The following is a 19,764-nucleotide window of genomic DNA, read 5'->3' on the forward strand; positions in this document are numbered from 1 at the left end:
TCCCGTCCTCAACAGCCGGACTCGGTCAGCGTGATGTCGTGCTGCGTGGTCCGCGTGGTCAGCCGGATCTCGCTGGAGGCCGGCGCATACCCGTCGCGCCCGGCGATCACCGTCAGCGGGTTCTCCGCCCGGTCGATCCAGCGCCGGAACTGCCCGTCCTGGCCGGTCACCACGGTCCATTCCTGAGCCGCGGTCCGGATCGTCACCGTCGCCCGTCTCAGCGGGGCGACCTCGCCGTCGCAGGACCGACCGGACACCGTGCCGGCGAGCGCCGCCCACGACTTCGGGACGGGCACGGTCATCGCCGCCTGGATCAGGTCCACGTCGTACGGGGTGTCCTCGAGCACCCGGAGCACGGCCTCGAAGTCGCCGGGCTGGTCGACCACCGTGGCGTCCAACGCCACCGACACGGTCACCGACTCGCCGGGTTGGAGGGACGCGGTGCTGCGGTCCAGGCTCATCCACGGCGTGGCTGGCGACCGGTCGACGCAGGCATCGTGTCCCGGCAGCGCCTCCACACGACGGCTGGGGTAGTTGCCCTCCGTACCGCCGACCCGGAACAGGCCGCAGGCCACCCCCGCGCCACCGAACGCGTTGAGGGTCTGGGGCAGCGATGCCCACGTGTCCGAGGCGGGGTCGTAGCGCCAGGTCGCGCGGGTCGGGCCACCGGCGGCGTACCCACCCACCACGGCCATCTGATGGCCGGCCGCGACAGCGCCCGCTCCCCACACGGTCCTGGGCAGATCCGAGATCGGTGTCCAGGACCCGAACTTCGGGTCGTACGCATAGGCGGACTTGCTCACGGAGCCGTCGGCGCGCTTGCCCCCGGCACAGTAGACGTGGCCGTCGATGGCGCTGCAGGCCGGCCAGGCGACCGCCTCCGGATAGTCCTCGAGCCGGGTGTAGGTGTCGAGGGTGACGTCATAGGCGACGACGTCGGGGTGCCCGCACCGCGTCACGTCACAGCCACCGACCGTGTAGATGCTGCCGTCGAGCAGAGCCGACCCGGCGGCAGCTCGCGGGGCCGGGCTGTCCGCGCCGCGCGACCAGGTGTCGGAGGCCGGGTCGTAGATCATCGTGGCTGCCTCGACGGCCTTGCGGTTGTTCGAGTAGCCGCCGATCGCATAGAACCGGCCGTCCACGAACATCCCGGCGTGGCTCTCCCGGCCCACGGGCATCGGGGCGGTCTCGGACCAGGTGCCGGTCTCCCGGTCGAGGCCGAAGCCCCGCTCCGTGGTCCCGCTGCCGGTCGAGCCACCGAAGGAATACAGCGTCCCGTCGTGAGCCCCGGCCACGTTGTCCTTGATCGCGATCGGGTAGTCCGGCAGGGACGTCCAGGCGGCTGCCGCGTCGGCTCCGGCGACGGGCTCGCCGCCCGAGCCGGTGACCGCGGAGCCGAGGCTTCGGGTCAGCAGCTCGAACGAGGCCGCAGCGGTCCCGGTGTTGGCCACCTCGAACGAAGCCGTGCCGGTCGATCCCAGGCGCAGACTCTCCTGTACGTCGCCACGGACCTCGATCCGGCCGGCAGCCAGCTCGAGATCGGCGCGCGTCACCGAGCCGGCGACGACCTCGACCTGCGTGCTCGCTTCCTGATACTGCGGGCTCGTCGCGGTGACCGTCGTGGGCCCGGCCTTCGGCGCGAAGGCGACATAGTGGCCGGCTCCGGCGCCCGCGCTGTCGGCGGCGTACGCCTTCAGCGGCAGTCGCACCGCGTCGATGGTCACGGGCGCTGCGGCCAGCCCGGCCCCGGTCAGCCCGTCGCGGACCTCGCCGACGACCAGCCCGCCGGCGACCGGTGCGCACGAGGCGTCCCGGACGACGACGTCGTCGACCTGCCACCAGTTCGCCGACGAGACGACGGAGTCGTAGTGCCACCGCAGGCGTACGTCGTCGTGCCCGCCGGCGGTGGGTAGAGCGACCGAGACGTTCCGGGGACCGCGCAGGTTGCCGAACCAGTGCCGCCAGACGGTGGACCAGGTCTTGCCGCCGTCGAGGGACAGACCGAGGTCGATCCGCTCCGACGCCATCCAGAAGTCCGTGGCGAACCGCACCGTCGGCGCGGCGACGTCGGTGAGGTCCATCGCCGGCGAGACCAGCGAGGTGTCCTTGCGTCCTCCCTTGCTGCCCCAGTTCCAGCCGTCCATGATGGCCATCCCGCCGTCACCACCGGTGCGGTTGCCCCGTCGTCCGGGGTCGTCGAACCTCCACACGTGGCCGTTGCCGGCGTGGTCGACGGTGTCCCACTCCGGTGGCAGGGTGCCGCCGTCGAACGGTTCGTCGAGCACGGTGTAGCCCGGGGCGACGCAGGCAGCGGTGTCGACCGGGACGTCGATGTCGACCTCGGTGGAGTCCGCGGAGACGGGCACGGTCGTGGTGACGTACCCGTCGACCCGCGGCTTCACGGTCAGCTCGTAGTCACCGGCAGGAGCCGAGAGCTCGAAGGCGCCGGTGGCCGGGTCGGTGTAGGTCGCCGTGCTCGGGTCGCCGGTGACCGCGACCTGCGCAGAGAGCGGCCAGCCGTGGCCGGATCCGTCGACCACCGTGCCGGTCACGGTGGTGCCGGCCGTGTCCGCCCCGGCCGCCGGTGAGGCGATGAACGCCGGCGCGACGACTGCCGGAACGACGGCCATAGCGGCGACGACCTTCAGGGTCGTCGCGGTTCGGAAGCCCTTCCAGCCCTTCATGCGGAGACCCACCCTTCGGGCACGTCGCCGGCCTCTGGTTCTCGACCGGCGCCTGACGGCGTGTCGGGATCCGTCGCCGTGTCGATGGTCTCCGCGTCGGTGTCCGGCCCCTGCCGGCCGTCGGTGTCTGGTGTCCGCATTGCCACCTCGCTGTCCGGGAACGGCGCTGCCGTTCGGTGGATACCGAGTCTGCGACCAGGCCGGGGGCGTAACCATGGGGAGAATCCCCCAACCATTGCCGCGATCGACTGCGGGTCCCTCAGACTGCTTCGGAACCGCCGTCGAGGAGCAGCCGGACGACGTCGGCCCGGGTCGTCGCGCCGAGCTTCCGCTTCGCGGCGCTGACGTGCTTCTCCACCGTCTTGGGCGACAGGAAGAGCTCTCGCCCGATCTCCGTGTTGGACCGCCCCATCGCCACCAGGTCGGCCACCTCGCTCTCGCGCGGTGACAGCGCGTCGCCGTAGCCACGGCGACCGGAGCGATGACGACCGGGCACGGACATCCCCCACGCACGAGCGGTGCGGGCGGCGCGGGCCTCGTCCCAGCCCGCGCCGAGTCGCCGGTACGCCGCGAGCGCCGCGTGCAGCTGGCTCTGACCGGCGCTGGTCGCCCCGCTCTCGACCAGGTGATGGGCGGCGGCCTCCGCGGCCTGCGCTGCCTCGTAGCCGCAGCCCAAGGCCTCGTAGCTCCCGGACGCCTCCCCGAACCGTTCGGCCGCGACGGCTCGCCTGCCGACGGCGGCTGCGAGGTGGCCGCGCGCCTCGCTCAGGGTCGCCGCAGCGAGCGGGGCGTCCAGCTCGCCGAGCGCCACGGCGAGCCGGTCCACCAACGCCTCCGCGTCGGCGTTCAGGCCGGCTGCGGTCAACGCTGCCACCAGGGCTGGTAGGAGGCGTGCGGCCGGTGCCAGCAGGCCGTGCGACTCGGCCACGGCCAGCACCTCCGACCCGATCCGCACCGCTTCCTCGGCGTCACCGCGTGCCACCAGCAGGCGCACCAGAGCGGCAGCTGGAAGCGGGAGGAGGACGTACGCCCCGACGTCCTGCACTCCGGCGATCACATCGGTGAGGCGACGCTGGGCCTCGTCCAGTTCACCATGGGCGAGGGCCAGACATCCCGCGACCGCATCGACGGCTGCACGCACGTGCCCGCCACCGGCCAGCTCGTCCTGCATGGTGCGTACCCGTTCGGCCAGCCCGTCCCAGCGCCCGGTGCAGAAGTCCAGGAGCACCATCGACCGCAGCAGGCGCAGCTCGAGCACCCGGCTGTCGCAGTGCGCGGCGCCTCGCATCCCCGACTCCAGGAGCCGCGCCGCGGTCTCGTGGTGACCGGCGTAGCAGGCCTCGATGCCGACCGACTCGTACGCCTTGATCTCACGCCGTGATCTCGGCGCGCCGTGCGTCTGGTCCACGACGCGATCGACCAGGGCGACCCAGGCAGGGTCGCCCAGGGAGACCAGGACCATCGCCGCCTTGCCCCACAGGAACACCCGGAAGGCGGGATCCTCGACCGTCGGGACGATCTCCAGGGCACGGTGCAGCCACTCGCGCAGCTCGGAGACGGGGACCTCCGGCACGGTGGGGATGCCCAGCCCGACCATCGCCCAGGCCTGCAGGTCAGGACGGTGCTCGAGCTCCGCCACGGCCTGGGCGTACAGCTCGCGCCGCGGGGCGGGGTCACCGCCACGCTGCTCGAGGTGGACACCGAGGAGGAACCGCAGCTCGCCTCGCCACTGCGCCGGGACACCTTCGTCCAGCACGCTCGCCAGCAGCTCGACGAGGTCGGGTTCGCCGGCTGCCGACTCCCTGGCTGCCCACGCCAGCTTGACCGCCACCCGGCCACGATCGGATGCCGGCAGCGAACCGTTCCGGAGCAGGTCCTCGAGGAGCCGGCGGGCCTGCGCGTCGTGGCGGAGCTCGACGGCCTTGTCCGCTGCCCGCTCGACCGCTGCGGCCCACAGCTGGGGTCCACCCGCCTGGCGCAGGTGATGGGCAACCTGCCCCAGCGAGTGGTCGGGCAAAGACTCCAGGGCGGCCGCGGCTCGGGCGTGCATGTGCCGGCGGCGGGTCGGCGGCACATCGTCGTACACCGCCTGGGCCGCCAGGACATGACGGAAGCCGATACCGTCGTCGCTGTCGACGAGCACACCACTGTCGAGAGCCTCATCGATCCCGTCGACGACGGTCTCCGGGGACCGGCCCGCCGTGGCCACGAGCACGTCGAGCGGCTGCGGCACCTGAAGCACCGCCGCAGCCTCCATGACCGCGCGGGCATCCGCTGACAGACGACCGATCCGCTCGAGCACCGCGTCCCGGATCCGCGGCGGGACATCGAGCTCGTCGATCGCGCGGCGCACCCATCCCGAGCCATGACGGACGAGCGTCTGGCGGGACAGCATGAGCGCCAGCAGCTCCTCGATCGCCAGCGGCAGGCCCGACGTACGTCCCCACAGGTAGGCAGCGAACTCGCCGGACAGACCGTCGAAGTCGAGGATCCGTGCCGCCATCGCCCAGGTCTCGTCCACGTCCAGCGGAGCCAGATCCACGTGGACCCGAGCGACCGACGTCGGGATGGAGGCGCTGACGGTGCGGCGCACCGCGTCGAGATCGTCCCGTGACGTCATCACCAGGACGAGCTCGTCGGGCGGGGCCATCATCAGGTAGCCCAGGAACTCGATGGTCTGCTCGTCGGCCCAGTGCAAGTCCTCGACGACGAGCAGCGACGGCCCCAACGCACCGAGGAGCTCCACCAGCGCGCGGAACACCCGATGCCGCTCGGCCAGGCTGTCGTCGAGAGGCGGCTGGGCTGCGGGCAGCACGTCCGACAGCTCCGGCAGCAGCGGCCGGAGCGCGCCCGTCACCGGGGAGAGACTCGCCCCGGTCAGGGCATCCCGGTGCCGCAACAGACCTTCCAGAATCGGGCCGAGCGGAAAGGGCTCGCCGATCCGCCGGCAGCCACCCACGACGTGGCGGCGACCCGCCATGCTCGGGTCCGACCGCAGCTGGGCGACGAGCCGGGTCTTTCCGATCCCGGACTCGCCGGCGACGACCGCGACAGCGGGAGCGGCGGACAGCGTCGTGACGAGCGCACCGAGCTCGGCATCACGGCCGACGAAGCTCGCCGTGAGCGGCTCCCTGTCCCGAGGCATGGCCGGCGCTCCCCTCGTCGAGATCTCAACGTCTGCGTCCTCGCACCGGGCGAGCGCGGAAATCATGCCATGACGCTCCCCGGCCGAGGGGCGGAACAGCAGGACGCATTGGTAGATAGACCCATTGACTAGGCCACTGAGCCACCGCTACGTTGAATTTCCGTCCGGTCCGCCTCCGAAAGGTCGCTACGATGACCCACCCTCATGAAGATCCAGCCGACGTCGCCACCTCTCGCGGAGGCTTCTCGCGCCGCAGCATCGTCGCCACCGCCGCCGCACTCACCGGAGCAGCCGCGCTCGGACGCGCGGCCGGTGCGGCCACCCCGCAGACCGGGCTCGAGACCATGATCGGCGCGGTCGAGCGGCCGGCGGAGCTGAGCGAGCTGGTGATGCACGACGCGCGTACGCTCTCGGCCCTGATCAAGCGGCGCAAGGTCAGCTGTGTCGAGGTGATGGAGACCTACCTGGACCACATCGAGCGGCACAACCCGAGCGTGAACGCCATCGTCGCGCTCCGCGACCGGACCGCCTTGCTCGCGGAGGCGCGGGAGCGTGACCTCCAGCTGCGCCGCGGTGAGTATCTGGGCTGGATGCACGGGTTCCCGCACGCGGTCAAGGACCTCTCGGCGGCGAAGGGGATCAGGTTCACCTCCGGCTCGCCGATCTTCAAGGACCGGATCGCCGACACCGACGACCTGTTCGTGCAGCGGATCAAGGCTGCCGGGGCGATCGTGATCGGCAAGACCAACACCCCCGAGTTCGGCCTCGGCTCACAGACGTACAACCCGGTCTACGGGGCAACGGCGACGCCGTACGACACCTCCCGCACTGCCGGCGGAAGCAGCGGCGGTGCCGCCTCAGCGCTGGCGCTGCGGATGGTGCCGGTCGCCGACGGGAGCGACTACATGGGGTCGCTGCGCAACCCGGCGGCGTTCTGCAACGTCGTCGGCTTCCGTCCGTCCTGGGGCCGGGTCCCCGCCCCGGGTTTCGTCGCCCAGGGCGCCGTCGCCGGCCCGATGGGACGCACCGCGGCCGACGTGGCGATGCTGCTCTCGACGATGGCCGGCCCCGACCGGAGCGCACCGCTGGCGATCGACGAGGACCCGGCGGTGTTCACCAGGAGCCTGAAGCGCGACTTCCGGGGCACCCGGATCGCGTACGTCGGCGACTGGGACGGCCACCTCGCCACCGAGCCGGGCGTGCTCGACCTGGTCGAGTCCTCCTTCGGTGCCTTCGCCGACCTGGGCTGCACCGTGGAACGCGCCCTGCCCGACCACGACCCGGCCAAGATCTGGAAGCTCTTCCTGCAGTGGCGGTGGTGGAGCATGCTCGGGTACGCCGCGATGTATGACGACCCGGACAAGCGCGAGCTCATGAAGCCCGAGCTGATCTGGGAGATCGAGAACGGCCTCGAGCTCTCTGCCCGCGACGTCACCGAGGCCACCGAGGCACGCACCGCCTGGTATCGGGCGGTGACCGCGATGTTCTCCACCTACGACTACATCCTCGCCCCCACCGCGCAGGTGTTCCCCTTCGACAAGTTCGTGCACTGGCCCGACGCCATCGACGGCCGCCCGATGGACACCTACCACCGCTGGATGGAGACCGTCGCTCCGTGGACGATGACCGGCCACCCGGTCGCCAACGTCCCGGTCGGCTTCGACTCCCGCGGCCTGCCCATGGGTGTGCAGATCATCGGTCCCGACAACGGCGACCTCGCCGTCCTCCAGCTGGCACATGCGTACGAGAAGCAGACCGGCTGGGTCGACCGGGTCCTCCCGCCGGGACTTCGGGAGGACTGAGCGACCCGACCCTCGCGGGGCGGCTCAGAGGACGATCTCCGGCCGCACCCGCTTGGGTGTCCAGACGCGTTGGCGGCGGGCGCCGTAGCTGGTCACCAGCAGTGCGCCGACGAGGAAGGCGACCAGCACCAGCGCGTCGGTGACGACCCGCCCGGACATCCCGCCGTACATCAGCTGGCGGAGCCCGTCGACGGCGTAGCTCATCGGCAGGATGTGATGGAGCCCGTGCAGCGGCTCGGGAATGGTCTGCCAGGGGAAGGTCCCGCCGGCGGTGACGAGCTGAGCCACCATCAGGACCAAGCCGAGGAACTGGCCCGGTGCGCCTAGGAGCGCGTTGAGCATGTGCACGATCGCGATGAAGGTCGCGGAGACGAGCAGCAGGAACCCCATCGTGCCCAGCCAGTTCACCGGCGTGATGTCGACGGCGAGACCGACGACCACGAGCACGACGACCATCTGGGCCACACCGATGAGTGCCGGCGTGAGCCAGCCTCCCAGCGCGATCCGCAGCGGGGTCTGGTTGGCGGCCAGCGCACGGGTCGAGATCGGCCGCACGAGCAGGAACAGGACGTACCCGCCGATCCAGGCACCCAGGGCGAGGAAGAACGGCGCCAGACCGGCACCGTAGGAGGACGCCTTCGCCTCGGAGACCGAGTCGATGGCGACCGGGTCGGCGATCGTCGAGGCGATGGCGTCCCGCAGCTCGTCGTTGGTGGCCGGCGCCTGCTCGGCACCGTCCTGCAGGCCCTTCTTCAGATCGCCGGCTCCCGTGGCGAGCTTCGCAGCACCGTCACGCAGCTGCGTCGCGCCGGTGCTCAGGTCGCCTGCACCGTCGGCGGCCTGGGAGATCCCGGAGACGAGGTCGGGCATCGCGTCGGCCAACTGCTCGTTGCCGTCCGCGACCTGGTCTGCGCCGTCCGCGAGCTGGTCCAGCTGGTCCGAGACGCCGCCGACGCGCTGGTCGACACGGTCGAGCGGAGCCGATCCACGGTCGTAGATGGCGAGGACCTCGGCACGCTGCTGCTCGTCCAGCCCGATCGCCTCCAGACGTGCCTCGAGGTCGTCGCGGTTCGACGCATATTCCGCGACCGCATCGTCCACCGCCGTGGCGGCCCGCTGACCGGCGGCGGCGATCTCACCGTTCCCGTCGGCGACCTTGCGAGCACCGGTGGCGAGCTCGCGGGTGTCGGCCGGCAGGTCTGCGACCTTGGTCTCGATGGTCGTCAGGCCGTCCTCGAGGTCGCCCGCGCCGGTGGCCAGCTTTCCAGCCCCGTCGCGGAGCTCGACCGCGCCCTTCTCCAGCTTCGCGGCGCCGTCCGCGGCCTTCACCAGGCCCGACCGCAGATCGGAGATGCCGAGCAGGAAGCTGGCCGCAGCCTGCTCCGAGACCTCGCTGGCGATGGCGTCGCGGACCTTGTCGGTGACGTTGGTCGCGATCGTGGTGGACAGGTAGGAGTTGGCGTCGTTGGTGATGACCTGGATCTGTGCCTGTTCCGGGTCGAGCCGCTCCGCGCCGGTCAGCGTCTTGGAGAACCCCGCCGGGATCCGCAGCGCGAAGTAGTAGTCACCCTCGCGCACCCCCTCCTCCGCCTCGGCCGCGGAGGTCTCCGTCCAGTCGAAGTCTCCCGACTCCAGGAGGTTGTCGGCCACCTCCCGGCCAGCATCGACCTCCGTGCCGTCCGTCGTGGTGGCACCGGTGTCCTCCACGACGAGCGCCGCCGGGAGCTCGTCGAAGTTCGCGTACGGATCGTGGTTGGCATAGAGGTAGAGGCCCGCGTAGAGGGTGGGCACGAGGACGAGCGCGACGATGACGAGCTTCGCCAGCCGGCCGGCCGTGATCCGGCGCAGCTCGGTCAGCGCGATCCGCAGCGAGTTCATGCCTTCTCCCTCGGGCCGATGGGGAACGTAGGAACGCCGTCCGGCACGGTGACCGCGGCGCTTGCCGTGACCAGGACACCTGGCCCGGGCGAGGCACCGGCCAGGTCGTACGCGACGGCCAGCCAGTCCTCGACAGGCAGGCCGAGCCGCTCGGGATAGGTGAGGACGAGGAAGCGGGTCCCGGACCGCAGCAACGCCGTCCGCCCGAGGATCTCCAGCCGCGGCCTCGGCGGGACCGCCTCCGTGGTGATATCGGTCGCGAGGTCGTAGTCCGCCAGCCAGCGGTCGATCGCCGCCGCACTCGGCTTGCGCCTCGCCATCGCGAGCTCCTCGCCGAGGATCGTACGGAACGGCACCATCTCGTCCGGCTCGGAGACCCCCGGCACGTCGACCAGCGCCACCGCCTCCTGCAGGGTCCGCGGCGTGGCGTCGCCGTCCGTCTCGACCCGGCCGGCATCCAGCCGCAGCCTGCCGGCCAGTGCCAGGGCGAGCGACGTGTGCCCGCCTCCCGGCGGACCGACCGCGACCGCCACCTCTCCCCCATGCAACGTCAGCGACGTGGTCGGCAGCAGGTCCCGAACCCCCTGCCGCACACGTGCACCGATCGCCCGCAGCCTCGTCTCTTCACCGCCCGCGTCCGCGCTCATGACCAAACCCTGTCACCAAATGCCGCCGATGACACTCAGACACAACGCTCCGAGGTCATCCCTCCGTAACCGCGTCAAGCAGGGTCAAGCACGCCTGAGGCCAGCGACCCGCCGCTCCGGGCGGTTCGACCGAGGCTCGAGCGTTCAGTGCTGGCCGCGAAGTCCGCCCATCCATGCGGTCGCATCCTCGTACGAGGCGGCGATGACGCCACGGTGATCGACCCCGGCGTACGTCTCGGAGGTGACGTCCACGCCGTTCGCGGTCAGCTGGGACGTCAGCGCCCGCGTCCAGGCAGGCAGCACCGTCGTGTCGCTGTCACCCTGAGCAAGGAACACCGGCACCGACGGCGCGAGCCGACCCGGCTCGTTCTCGGCCATCGCCCGGTCGAAGGCAGAGAAGTCGGCGCTCTGCCGGAACACTTGGTCGGTGCTCAGAGCGCCCCAGGAATCGGCGGCGTTGAGCTGGCCGACGCAGCGATCCTCGGCGTGCGCCATCAGCCGGTCGGCCTCGGGGGTCAGCAGGCCCTCGCTCGACACACCGGTGGTCTCGACGCCGCGGATGATGAGCGGCAGGAAGCCGGTGATGCCGCGCAGCGGCACGTTGCGGATCTGCTGGACGAAGCCGCTCAGCTGAGACCCAGGGGCGAGAGCGACGACGCCGGTGACGGGAAGCTCGGGCGTCCAGCGAGGTGCGACGTCGGCCGCGAACACGGCCGCATGGCCGCCCTGGGAGTGCCCCGCGGCGATCCACTCGGTGCTCAGCTGCCCGGCCGCGCCCGGCAGCCGGTGCGCGGCGCGCACCATGTCGGCCGCGGCACGTCCTTCGGCCTCACCCACCAGGTAGCCGTGCGGACCGTCGGTGCCCAGGCCCTGATAGTCGGTGGCGACGACCGCGTACCCGCGGTCGACCCAGCGCTGCACCGTGGTGTGCATGACCTGCAGGTATTCGTGGGTCGGGTGGTCGGCGGAGTCACGCGAGGGCGTGCAGACGTCGGCGACACCGGTGGTGCCGTGCAGCCACGAGATCACCGGCCACCCTCCCTTCGGCGCGCGCCCGTGAGGGATGGCGACGGTGCCCGAGACCGCGACCGGCTCGCCCTGCGGCGTCACGGATCGATAGAGCACCAGCCAGTTGCGAGCTCCGTCGTACGCCGCGTCACCGCGCAGCGGCCGGCTCCGGATCACGCTGCCGTGCGGGCCGTCGAGAAGCTGCTCAGGCGTACGGTAGAAGGCGTCGTCCTGCACCGGGACCTGCGCTGAGACCCGCACCGAGGCCCGCGCAGACCGGCCCGTGTCGGCCTCGGCCGAGGGCGTGGCGACGATCGGGACGAGGGTCGTCACAACAACCGCACCTGCGGCAAGGAGTCTCTTCATGGCACGGGCCTACCTTCTTCAGCACTGGGGGATCGCGATGATGTTACATATCACTCACACGTGTGTCGAGATACGTAACCCGAACGGGACGCGACCGCCTGAGCCCGAAGATCAGGCTCGTACGCGTCGGGTGTCGTAGGCCCACATCGCGATCTCGACACGGTTGCGGGCGCCGATCTTGGCCATCAGCGAGGCGATGTGGGTCTTGACCGTGCTCAGCCCGATGAAGAGCTCCGCAGAGATCTCGGCGTTGGTCCGGCCCCGCGCCACCAGGGCGAGCACCTCCTCCTCGCGCTCGGTGAGCGGGGTGAGGGGCTGGACCGGCGCCGACGGAGCCTGGTCGGCGAAGGTGGCCAACAGCCGGCGGGTGACGTTGGGGGCGATCAGCGCGTCCCCGTCGGCTGCCGCATGGACGGCCTGGACGAGGAGCTCCGGGCCGGCGTCCTTGAGGAGGAAACCGCGGGCTCCTGCGCGCAGGGCGCCGAGGATGTATTCATCCAGGTCGAAGGTGGTGATCGCGACGACCGCCAACGGGTCCTTCACGTCCGGCCCGGCCAGGCGCCGGGTCACCTCGACGCCGTCGAGGCCCGGCATCCGGATGTCGACGAGGAGTACGTCGGGACGCAACCGGGTCGCCAGGTCGAGCGCCTCCAGGCCATCGGCCGCCTCCCCCACGACCTCGAGACCGGGCTGCGCGCCGAGAATCATCACCAGTCCGGCCCGGACCAGGTCCTGGTCGTCGGCCACGACGACGCGGATGCTCATGGTCGCTCGCTCATGCCAACACCTCTGCCGGCAGCACGGCCTCGACCACCCAGCCGCCGTGCGGCCCCGGCCCGGCGGAGAACGATCCGCCGAGGAGCCGGACTCGCTCGGCCATGCCCAACAGGCCGAACCCGGGCACGGGGACAGGTCCCGGATCGGTCCGTCCGTCATCGCTGACACGCAGCCTCACGACACCACCTTCCCGACGTACGTCGATCTCGACCCGGGTCGCGCCCCTTGCGTGCTTGACGGCGTTGGTCAGCGACTCCTGCGCGAGCCGGTAGAGAGCGGCATCCACAGGTCGTGCCAGCCGGCCCCGCAGACCGTCCAGCGAGACCTCGACCGCGGGCGTGGTGTCGGTGCGGGCCAGAGCGGGCAGGTCCGCGACACCCGGCTGGGGAACGTACGCGACCGCGTCCTCATCACGCAGCACCTGCACCATGGACCTCATCTCCGCCAGGGTTCGCGATGCTTCCGACTCGATCGCGGCCAGGACCTCGACAGCCTTCTCGGGCTGGCTGCCGGCGACCACCCCACCGGCCTGCGCCTGCACCGCGATGGCCGAGACATGGTGGGCCACGGTGTCGTGCAGCTCGCGCGCCAGCGCCACCCGTTCCTGGTTGCGGATCTCGCGCCGCTGGCGCTGCCAGAGGTCTGCGCGATAGCGGAACACCACGGCGATCGCGACGACCAGCAGCAGGAGGACGCTGCCGCCGAAGGCATCGGCCGAGCCCGCGGAAGAAGCGTACGCCCCCAGGATGACGACGAGCGTCACGAACGCCGCCCCCAGGACGATCTCCCGACCCGAGCCCCACCGCACCAGGGAGTAGAGCAGGATCAGGACCGCGATCATGGAGTCGAGGCCGAGGTCTTCGGTCCGCGCAGTCATCTGGAGGGTCGAGAGCGACGCGGCGACGCTCCACGCGATCACGGCGGCCAGCAGCGGGTGGTCTCGTCTCCAGAGCAGGGCCGGCACCAGCGCCAGCGCGAGGACCGTCACCACCGGCCGCCAGGCCACGTCCGGCCGGACGACCGCCTCGACCACGACGGCGGCGGCGTACGCACCCACCAGCAGCCAGTCGAGACGACCGATGGCTGGGGCGTCAGCAGGCCGCGGTTCGCGCCAGAGGGAGTGCCGGGCGGTGATCACGGCTCCAGCCTAGGGATCGAGTCGCCCCTGCGTACCCGCCGAAAGTACGAGGCGAGGACCCTCCCCTCGGCCGGGCGCGCTCCGGCCTCCAGGCCGATCCGCCCATCGCTCGGCACGGCGATGGTGGACGTACCGATCCTCGACCGATGGAGCCCCTGATGAACACACGTCAACCCACCACCCTGGACGACCAGCCGACCCCGGTGAGAGGCAAGCTCGCCGCGGCCTGGACGAGCTTCATGTTCCTGTACGCCTACGTGGACATCCTCAACTTCTTCACGCCGGGCGTCGTCGACGACATCCTCGCCGGCCGGGTCTTCGCGTTCGCCCTCTCCCAGACCTTCTCGACCACGGCGCTCACCCTCGTGGCCGTCCCGATCCTCATGATCGCGCTGTCGATGACACTCCCCGCCCGGGCGGCGCGCACCACGAACCTCGTCGTGGCCGCGCTCTACGTCCCCGTCACGGCTTTCAACGTGGCCGGCGAGTCCTGGCTGTTCTTCTACGGCCTCGGCGTCGCGCTGGAGCTGGTCCTTCTCGCCCTCATCGTCCGGTACGCCTGGACCTGGCCCCGCACTGCAGTGCCGACGACCATGGCCTCCGTCGGGGCTTGAAATCACGAAGGCCCGGACCGAATGGTCCGGGCCTTCGTCTTGGAGTAGCGGGGACAGGATTTGAACCTGTGACCTCTGGGTTATGAGCCCAGCGAGCTACCGAGCTGCTCCACCCCGCGTCGCAAGAAGAACGTTACATGCGGGGGAAACAGAACCCAAATCGTAGGTGTCCTCAGCCCCCTGCGATGAGGTCGGCGGCCTGATCGACCTTCTCCTGAGCCTCGGCGATGAGCCGCTCGCGCTCGGCGTAGTCGCCGGACTTGCCGGCCTCGTCCGCCTGGGCGAACAGGGCACGCGCGTCCTCGAGGAGCTGGCCGACCTCGCCCGGTGAGTCGCCGGAGGAGGGTGGGTCGGTCGCGGCCGGGTCGTCCTCGGGCTCCGAGTCGGACGGGGGCGTGGGTTCGGCTCCGGTGAGCGCGACCTCCAAGGCCTCGCTCAACGTCGAGCCGTAACCGACCCGGCCGTCGTAGGAGACCAGCACGAAGGCGAGCTGGGCATAGCCCGAGGTCGAGGCGGTGGCTCGGCGGGCGTAGATCGGCTCGACGTACAGGAGACCGTCCTTCGCCGTGGGGTAGGTGATGACCTGACCCCAGACCGGCGCCGACCCGGAGCGGTTGAACGAGGCGACCTCGTCGGCGATCGCCTTGTCCGTACGGAACTCGTTGGACACCATGCCGGGACCCTGGGTGTCCTCGGGGAAGCCGGTGGTGATCCGGATCTTCCCGTAGTTCTCCGAGGTGGCGTCGGAGTCGACCGACATCATCGCCGCCAGGTTGGGGCGGTTGTAGGGAACGAAGGCCGAGGTCAGCGACCACCGGGCAGTGCCCGACTTGTCGGTGAGGAACATCCGGTAGGGGGTCTGCTGGTGGTTGTCGTCGTTCGGGTCCTCGGGCACGGCCCACCGCTCGTTGCCGGAGAAGAAGACGTCCGGGTCCGAGACGTGGTAGCGAGCCAGCTGGTAGCGCTGGACCTTGTAGAGGTCCTCCGGGTAGCGAAGGTGCTCCATGAGCTCCTTCGGGATCGACGACTTCGGCATCACGGTGCCGGGGAAGGCCGCCTCCCACGTCTGCAGGATCGGGTCCGCCTCGTCCCACTCGTAGAGGGTGACGGTGCCGTCGTACGCGTCCACGGTCGCCTTCACCGCGTTGCGCATGTAGTTGATCTCGTCGGTCGGCAGCGTCTGCACCCCGGCCGAGGACTGGGTGGCGTCGTCGGTCATCGCAGCGAACGAGTCGCGCGCGGCCTGCGGGTAGCGGTCGGTGGTGGTGTAGCCGTCGACCACCCACTGGATCCGCCCGCCCACGATCACCGGGTAGACGTCGTCGTCGAGCGTCAGCCACGGTGCGACCTTCTGCACCCGCTCCTTCGGCGAACGGTCGTAGAGGATCTCGGAGTTCTCGTTGACGCTCGAGGAGAGCAGGAAGTTCGTGGAGCCGAACTGGATGGCGTACATCAGCTGGCGGAAGTTGTTCCCGATCGGGACACCGCCGGCACCTTCGTACGTCGTCCGGGTCTCGCCGTCCTCGGAGTTGTAGTCGAGCTCGCGAGCGGCGCCGCCGGGGACCTTGCCGACGATGGAGTATTCCGGCGAGTCCTCGCCGAAGTAGACCTTGTCCTGGAAGTTCTCCTGACCCGAGGTCAGGTCGTGCTGTCCCGTGCGGTCGCCCTCGGCCCACTGCATCTGGTTCGACTCGGTCTTGTCGTCGGCGCCACGCATGTTGGCGTAGGACGCGATCACCCCGTTGGAGTGGGTGTAGACCGTGTGCAGGTTGGTCCAGGTGCGGTCGGAGTCGGAGATGCCGGCCTGGTTGAGCTCGCGTACGCCGAGCACGACCGCCCGCTCCTTGCCGCCGACCTCGTAGGTCGAGATGTCCAGCGGCTCGTGCACCGAGTAGTAGGAGCGGCCCTGCTGGACCTGCTCGAACTCGCGGTGGACGACCGCCGGGTCGACGATCGGCAGCGACGAGGCGGTCTGGTCGAGCTCCTCGGGCGAGGCGCCGTCGGCCTCGGCCTGGGAGGTGTATTCGGTCACCTCGAGGTCGTCCTTGGCGATGCCGTAGGCATCCTGGGTGGCCTTGATGTTGGCCGCCAGGTAGGGCTTCTCCTTGTCCTGCTCGCTCGGCCGGACCTGGAAGCCCTGCACGATCGCCGGCCAGATCATCCCGATCAGCAGCACCGAGATCGCGAAGAGCGAGATCGCGATCGACGGCAGCTGCCACGAACGCCGCCACATGTTGAGGATGAACAGGATCCCGCAGATCACCGCGATCCCGAGCAGGATCTGGTTGGCCGGGAGCACCGCGTGCTGGTCGGTGTAGGTCATCCCGTCCAGGCGCGGCCCCGACCCGTTGACCAGGTCGTAGCGGTCGACCCAGTAGTCGAGCCCCTTGACCAGCAGGATCAGCCCGAACATGGCACTGAGCTGGACCTGCGCCGACCGCGTGAACCGGTCGCGCTGAGCGGTCAGCCGGATGCCGCCGTAGACGTAGTGCACGACCATCGCGCCGATGGTGCCCAGGATCAGCCCGGTCAGCGCGAAGTTGACCAGGTAGTGCCACCACGGCAGGTCGAAGATGTAGAAGCCGATGTCCTTCTTGAAGAACTCGTCGGTCTTGTCGAAGTCGCGCCCGTGACGCCACATCAGATAGGTGCGCCAGTGTCCCGCGCCCGAGAAGCCGGCGAAGATGCCGGAGACGCCGGCGATGCCGATCAGCAGCCACGTACGGATCGGGGCGATCGCGTCGCGGTAGCGGTCCAGGCCGCCGATGTCATCGGCCGGGTGGAAGTAGGGCCGGGTGCGGTAGGCGAGCGCCGCGGGCAGCCCGATCATGATCGCCATCAGCACACCGAAGATGACGAAGAGTGCAGCACGCGTCCAGAAGACGGTGCCGAAGACGCTGCTGAAGTCGATCGCGTCGTACCACAACGCGTCGGTGTAGATCGCCGCGAAGGCACTGATGCCGAAGAAGGCGACGATCACCGAGACGGCCGCGATCGCCAGCCAGCGGTTGCGGCCGGTGCTCTGCGTGCGCGCCGGCGCCTGCGCCGGGTCGTCGTCGTCGAAGAGACTCATGCTTCACCCTCGCTGTCCGGGTTCTCCTCGAGCGTGCCACGCAGCAGCTCCAGGAGCTCAGGGACCAGATCCACGCCGCCGATGACCGACTGGTCGTCGTCGTGCGCCTTCAATCGCAGTGCACAGTACGTCGCACCTGCACGCGTCGCGCCCGCCACGATGCGCACCTCCTGACGGTCGGGGTGCGCCTTGGCGAACTCGGCGGCCGCCTCGGCGTCCTCGGGGATCTTGCCGTCGGCGTCGGGCGGCAGCACCAGGCGCTCGACGACCGCGGCGCAGCCGGTGACCCCGGCGGGCCAGGCCGTCGTCTGGAGCACTTCCTCCAGCTGGGTCGTGACCGGCACCTGGTCCTGCTCGATCGGGGTCAGCGTCCCGTCCTGGTCGGGCGCGTCCAGGCCCATCATCGTGGCGAGGGCGGGCTCGGCCTCGACCAGCGCGGCGGTGTCGACGAGCGCGAAGAGTCGCGCCGGCCCGTCCCAGCCTTCGCCGGCGACGTGCGCCTCGATCTCGAGGACCGCCGCGGCCAGCGCCGGGTCGGTCTCCAGATCGAGACCGCGGCTGAGTTCAGGGGTGGGTTCAGGCGTGGTCTCAGGCGTGGGCTCAGGGGCGTCGTTCACTTGGTGCTCCCACAGGTCGGCAGCTTGGCATCGGGGTCCTCGGTCCAGGTTTCGATGGCCTTGATGGCGTCATCGAGAGTCTCCACACGGGTCAGGCGCATGTCACCGTTCTCGGCGCCCTCGACGTCTTGGCAGTTGGCGGCGGGCACCAGGAAGAGCTGGGCGCCGTCTTCGGCCGCACCCGGGATCTTCTGCTGGATCCCGCCGATCGGGCCGACATTGCCGTCACCGTCGATCGTGCCGGTGCCGGCGATCTTCTTCCCCTCGGTCAACGGCTCCTCGGTGAGGGTGTCGTAGACCGAGAGCGCCATCATCAGCCCGGCGCTCGGACCGCCGATCGCGGGGTCCAGGGTGATCTTGACGTCGTAGGGGAACTCGTAGGTCGCCCCGAGCGAGACGCCGATGTAGGCCTTGCCGTCCTTCTCACCGGTCGTGATGGTCTCGGTCAGCGGCTTGCCGTCACGCTCGATGGTCATCTCGACCGGGTCACCGGGCTCGACCTTCTGCACCTCGGTGACGACCTCCTGCGGGGTGTCGACGGGAGTGTCGCCGACCTTGGTGACGACGTCGTCGGCCTTCAGCTTGCCGGCAGCAGGCGCGTCCTTGGCGACCTCGGCGACCGAGACCTCGTCGACGTCCTCACCGAGCTGGGTCAGTGCGGCGGCGATCGCGGCGTCCTGGGCGCTGGCCATCTGCACCTGCCCGGCCTCACGGTCGTCCTCGACGGTGCCCTGCTCGGGGTAGGCGACCTCGCGCGGGTAGACGGCCTCGGTGTCGCTCATCCAGGCTCCGAGCAGGGTCCACAGCCCGAGGCGGGCCTCGCGCGTGGTCTCGGAGACGGTGGTCATCCGCAGCTGGCCCTTGTCGTCGTAGCTCGGGTGGCCCTTGACCTGGACGATGTCCTTGCCGTCGAACTCGCCCAGGACGTTCACCGTCGGCCCGGGGCTGTAGATCGTGTAGGGCAACGGAACGACCCAGGCGATCACGATCAGGGCGACCACGAGCGGCAGGGCGATGAGACCGGCCAGGGTGCGCTGTGTCATAGCGTCACCTTCTCATTCGAAACCAAGTGGCCCCTGAGCACCCGTCTACGAGGCGTCACGGTTCACGCGGACCGCGATGCCGGTCGACCTGTCGGGCGGCGGCTGCGGCGCTGCGTACCTCTTCGAGCGCTCGCGGGTCTTGTCGTTCTCCAGCGCGATGCCGAGGCGGCGTACGACCTCTTCGCGGTCCGTCTCGCGTCCCTCACGTCCGAGGAACGCAACCCAGGCCATCGCCAGCACGGTGACGACCGCGGAGGGTACGAGCCAGAGCAGGATGTCCACGCACCCAGCCTATTTGGTGACCCCTACGCCGCGCACCATGGCGCGCCGCCCCTGACTCCGTTCAACTGCGTACGCTGCGCGTATTGCGAAGCGATCGCCACCAGTACAGCGCCGGAGCGCTCCTCGTCTGGACTGACCAGAGCGAGGGAGGGAAGCGACTGAGCGGCGGGAGGGAAGACGAGGATCAAGCGGAGGCGCTGCGCGAATTGCGAAGCAATCGCCATAAGTACAGCAATCGCCATGTCACGGCGCGCCGACCCACTCGTCCGTGCCATCGGTGAAGACCTGGTGCTTCCAGATCGGCACCTCGGCCTTGAGCGTGTCGATGAGGTCGCGGGAGGCCGCGAAGGCCTCACCGCGGTGCCCGGAGGCGGTCGCGACGATCACGGCGATGTCACCGATGTCGAGGTGACCGGTGCGGTGGACGGCCGCAACACCCGCGACGCCGTGCTCGGCGGCCACCTTCTCGGCGACCTCGGTCAGCCGCGCGAGGGCGGTCGGGTGTGCCTGGTAGTCGAGGCCGGTCACGCCCTTGCCGCCGTCGTGGTCACGCACGCGGCCGACGAAGAGCGTCACCCCGCCGGATGCGTCGTCGTCGAGAGCGTCCATCACCTCGGTGACGTCGAGAGGGGTCTCCCGGATGTCGAGTAGCTTGACGGCGCCATTCTTCGGTTCGGCCATGGGATCAGC

Annotated in this window: 14 protein-coding genes and 1 tRNA gene; 2 read left to right on the forward strand and 13 right to left on the reverse strand. The window is 70.3% G+C overall.

Going from position 1 to position 19,764, the window contains the following annotated elements; translation table 11 throughout:
- Positions 1–8 precede the first annotated feature (8 nt).
- Together WBG06_RS23350 and WBG06_RS23355 are read right to left on the reverse strand one after the other, a co-directional pair.
- Positions 9–2,684 (reverse strand): Kelch repeat-containing protein, encoded by a 2,676-nt coding sequence (locus WBG06_RS23350; RefSeq protein ID WP_336739728.1) that lies wholly within the window; start codon positions 2,682–2,684, stop codon positions 9–11.
- A 259-nt stretch (positions 2,685–2,943) separates the two neighbouring features.
- A complete protein-coding gene (locus WBG06_RS23355) occupies positions 2,944–5,829 on the reverse strand; it encodes a helix-turn-helix transcriptional regulator (RefSeq protein WP_336739729.1) in 2,886 nt (961 codons plus the stop codon).
- A gap of 191 nt (positions 5,830–6,020) precedes the next feature.
- On the opposite strand from WBG06_RS23355, the gene WBG06_RS23360 reads away from it, so the two are divergent.
- Positions 6,021–7,631 carry an amidase gene (locus tag WBG06_RS23360; RefSeq protein ID WP_336739731.1) on the forward strand — a complete coding sequence of 537 codons (1,611 nt, stop codon included), beginning with the start codon at positions 6,021–6,023 and terminating at the stop codon, positions 7,629–7,631.
- A 24-nt stretch (positions 7,632–7,655) separates the two neighbouring features.
- Here the strand turns inward: WBG06_RS23360 and WBG06_RS23365 are convergent, their stop codons facing one another.
- From WBG06_RS23365 to WBG06_RS23385, 5 genes are all read right to left on the reverse strand, one after another.
- Positions 7,656–9,509, reverse strand: a complete 1,854-nt coding sequence (locus WBG06_RS23365) for a YhgE/Pip domain-containing protein (protein WP_336739732.1) — start codon at positions 9,507–9,509, stop codon at positions 7,656–7,658.
- Positions 9,506–10,156 (reverse strand): hypothetical protein, encoded by a 651-nt coding sequence (locus WBG06_RS23370; protein ID WP_336739734.1) that lies wholly within the window; start codon positions 10,154–10,156, stop codon positions 9,506–9,508. The genes WBG06_RS23365 and WBG06_RS23370 overlap by 4 nt, the downstream gene beginning before the upstream one ends.
- Positions 10,157–10,300: 144 nt before the next feature.
- Positions 10,301–11,497 carry a lipase family protein gene (locus WBG06_RS23375; protein WP_336739735.1) on the reverse strand — a complete coding sequence of 399 codons (1,197 nt, stop codon included), beginning with the start codon at positions 11,495–11,497 and terminating at the stop codon, positions 10,301–10,303.
- A 144-nt stretch (positions 11,498–11,641) separates the two neighbouring features.
- Positions 11,642–12,295: a response regulator transcription factor gene (locus WBG06_RS23380; protein WP_336739736.1), complete on the reverse strand. Its 654-nt coding sequence runs from the start codon at positions 12,293–12,295 to the stop codon at positions 11,642–11,644.
- Positions 12,296–12,305: 10 nt separating this feature from the next.
- Positions 12,306–13,445, reverse strand: coding sequence for a sensor histidine kinase (locus WBG06_RS23385; protein ID WP_336739737.1), 1,140 nt, complete (start codon positions 13,443–13,445; stop codon positions 12,306–12,308).
- Positions 13,446–13,603: 158 nt separating this feature from the next.
- Here WBG06_RS23385 and WBG06_RS23390 point away from each other — a divergent pair, with 158 nt between their 5' ends.
- On the forward strand, positions 13,604–14,059 hold the full coding sequence (locus WBG06_RS23390; protein ID WP_336739738.1) for a DUF6326 family protein: 456 nt from the start codon (positions 13,604–13,606) through the stop codon (positions 14,057–14,059).
- A 45-nt stretch (positions 14,060–14,104) separates the two neighbouring features.
- On the opposite strand, the gene WBG06_RS23395 is transcribed toward WBG06_RS23390, so the two are convergent.
- The 6 genes from WBG06_RS23395 to WBG06_RS23420 all read right to left on the reverse strand — a co-directional run bounded on the left by WBG06_RS23395 (position 14,105) and on the right by WBG06_RS23420 (position 19,755).
- Positions 14,105–14,178 (reverse strand) — tRNA-Met (locus tag WBG06_RS23395).
- 53 nt (positions 14,179–14,231) lie between these two features.
- A complete protein-coding gene (locus WBG06_RS23400; RefSeq protein WP_336739739.1) occupies positions 14,232–17,132 on the reverse strand; it encodes a UPF0182 family membrane protein in 2,901 nt (966 codons plus the stop codon).
- On the reverse strand, positions 17,129–17,749 hold the full coding sequence (locus WBG06_RS23405) for a PPA1309 family protein (RefSeq protein WP_336739741.1): 621 nt from the start codon (positions 17,747–17,749) through the stop codon (positions 17,129–17,131). Before WBG06_RS23405 ends, WBG06_RS23400 begins: the two co-directional genes overlap by 4 nt.
- Positions 17,746–18,792, reverse strand: a complete 1,047-nt coding sequence (locus WBG06_RS23410; protein WP_336739742.1) for a YlbL family protein — start codon at positions 18,790–18,792, stop codon at positions 17,746–17,748. Before WBG06_RS23410 ends, WBG06_RS23405 begins: the two co-directional genes overlap by 4 nt.
- Before the next feature lie 45 nt (positions 18,793–18,837).
- On the reverse strand, positions 18,838–19,074 hold the full coding sequence (locus WBG06_RS23415) for a hypothetical protein (protein WP_336739744.1): 237 nt from the start codon (positions 19,072–19,074) through the stop codon (positions 18,838–18,840).
- Positions 19,075–19,317: 243 nt separating this feature from the next.
- Positions 19,318–19,755 (reverse strand): molybdenum cofactor biosynthesis protein MoaE, encoded by a 438-nt coding sequence (locus WBG06_RS23420; RefSeq protein WP_336739746.1) that lies wholly within the window; start codon positions 19,753–19,755, stop codon positions 19,318–19,320.
- Between the last annotated feature and the right edge of the window lie 9 nt (positions 19,756–19,764).

The sequence above is a fragment of the Nocardioides sp. CCNWLW239 genome, assembly GCF_037137035.1.
In the GTDB taxonomy this organism is placed as follows: domain Bacteria; phylum Actinomycetota; class Actinomycetes; order Propionibacteriales; family Nocardioidaceae; genus Nocardioides.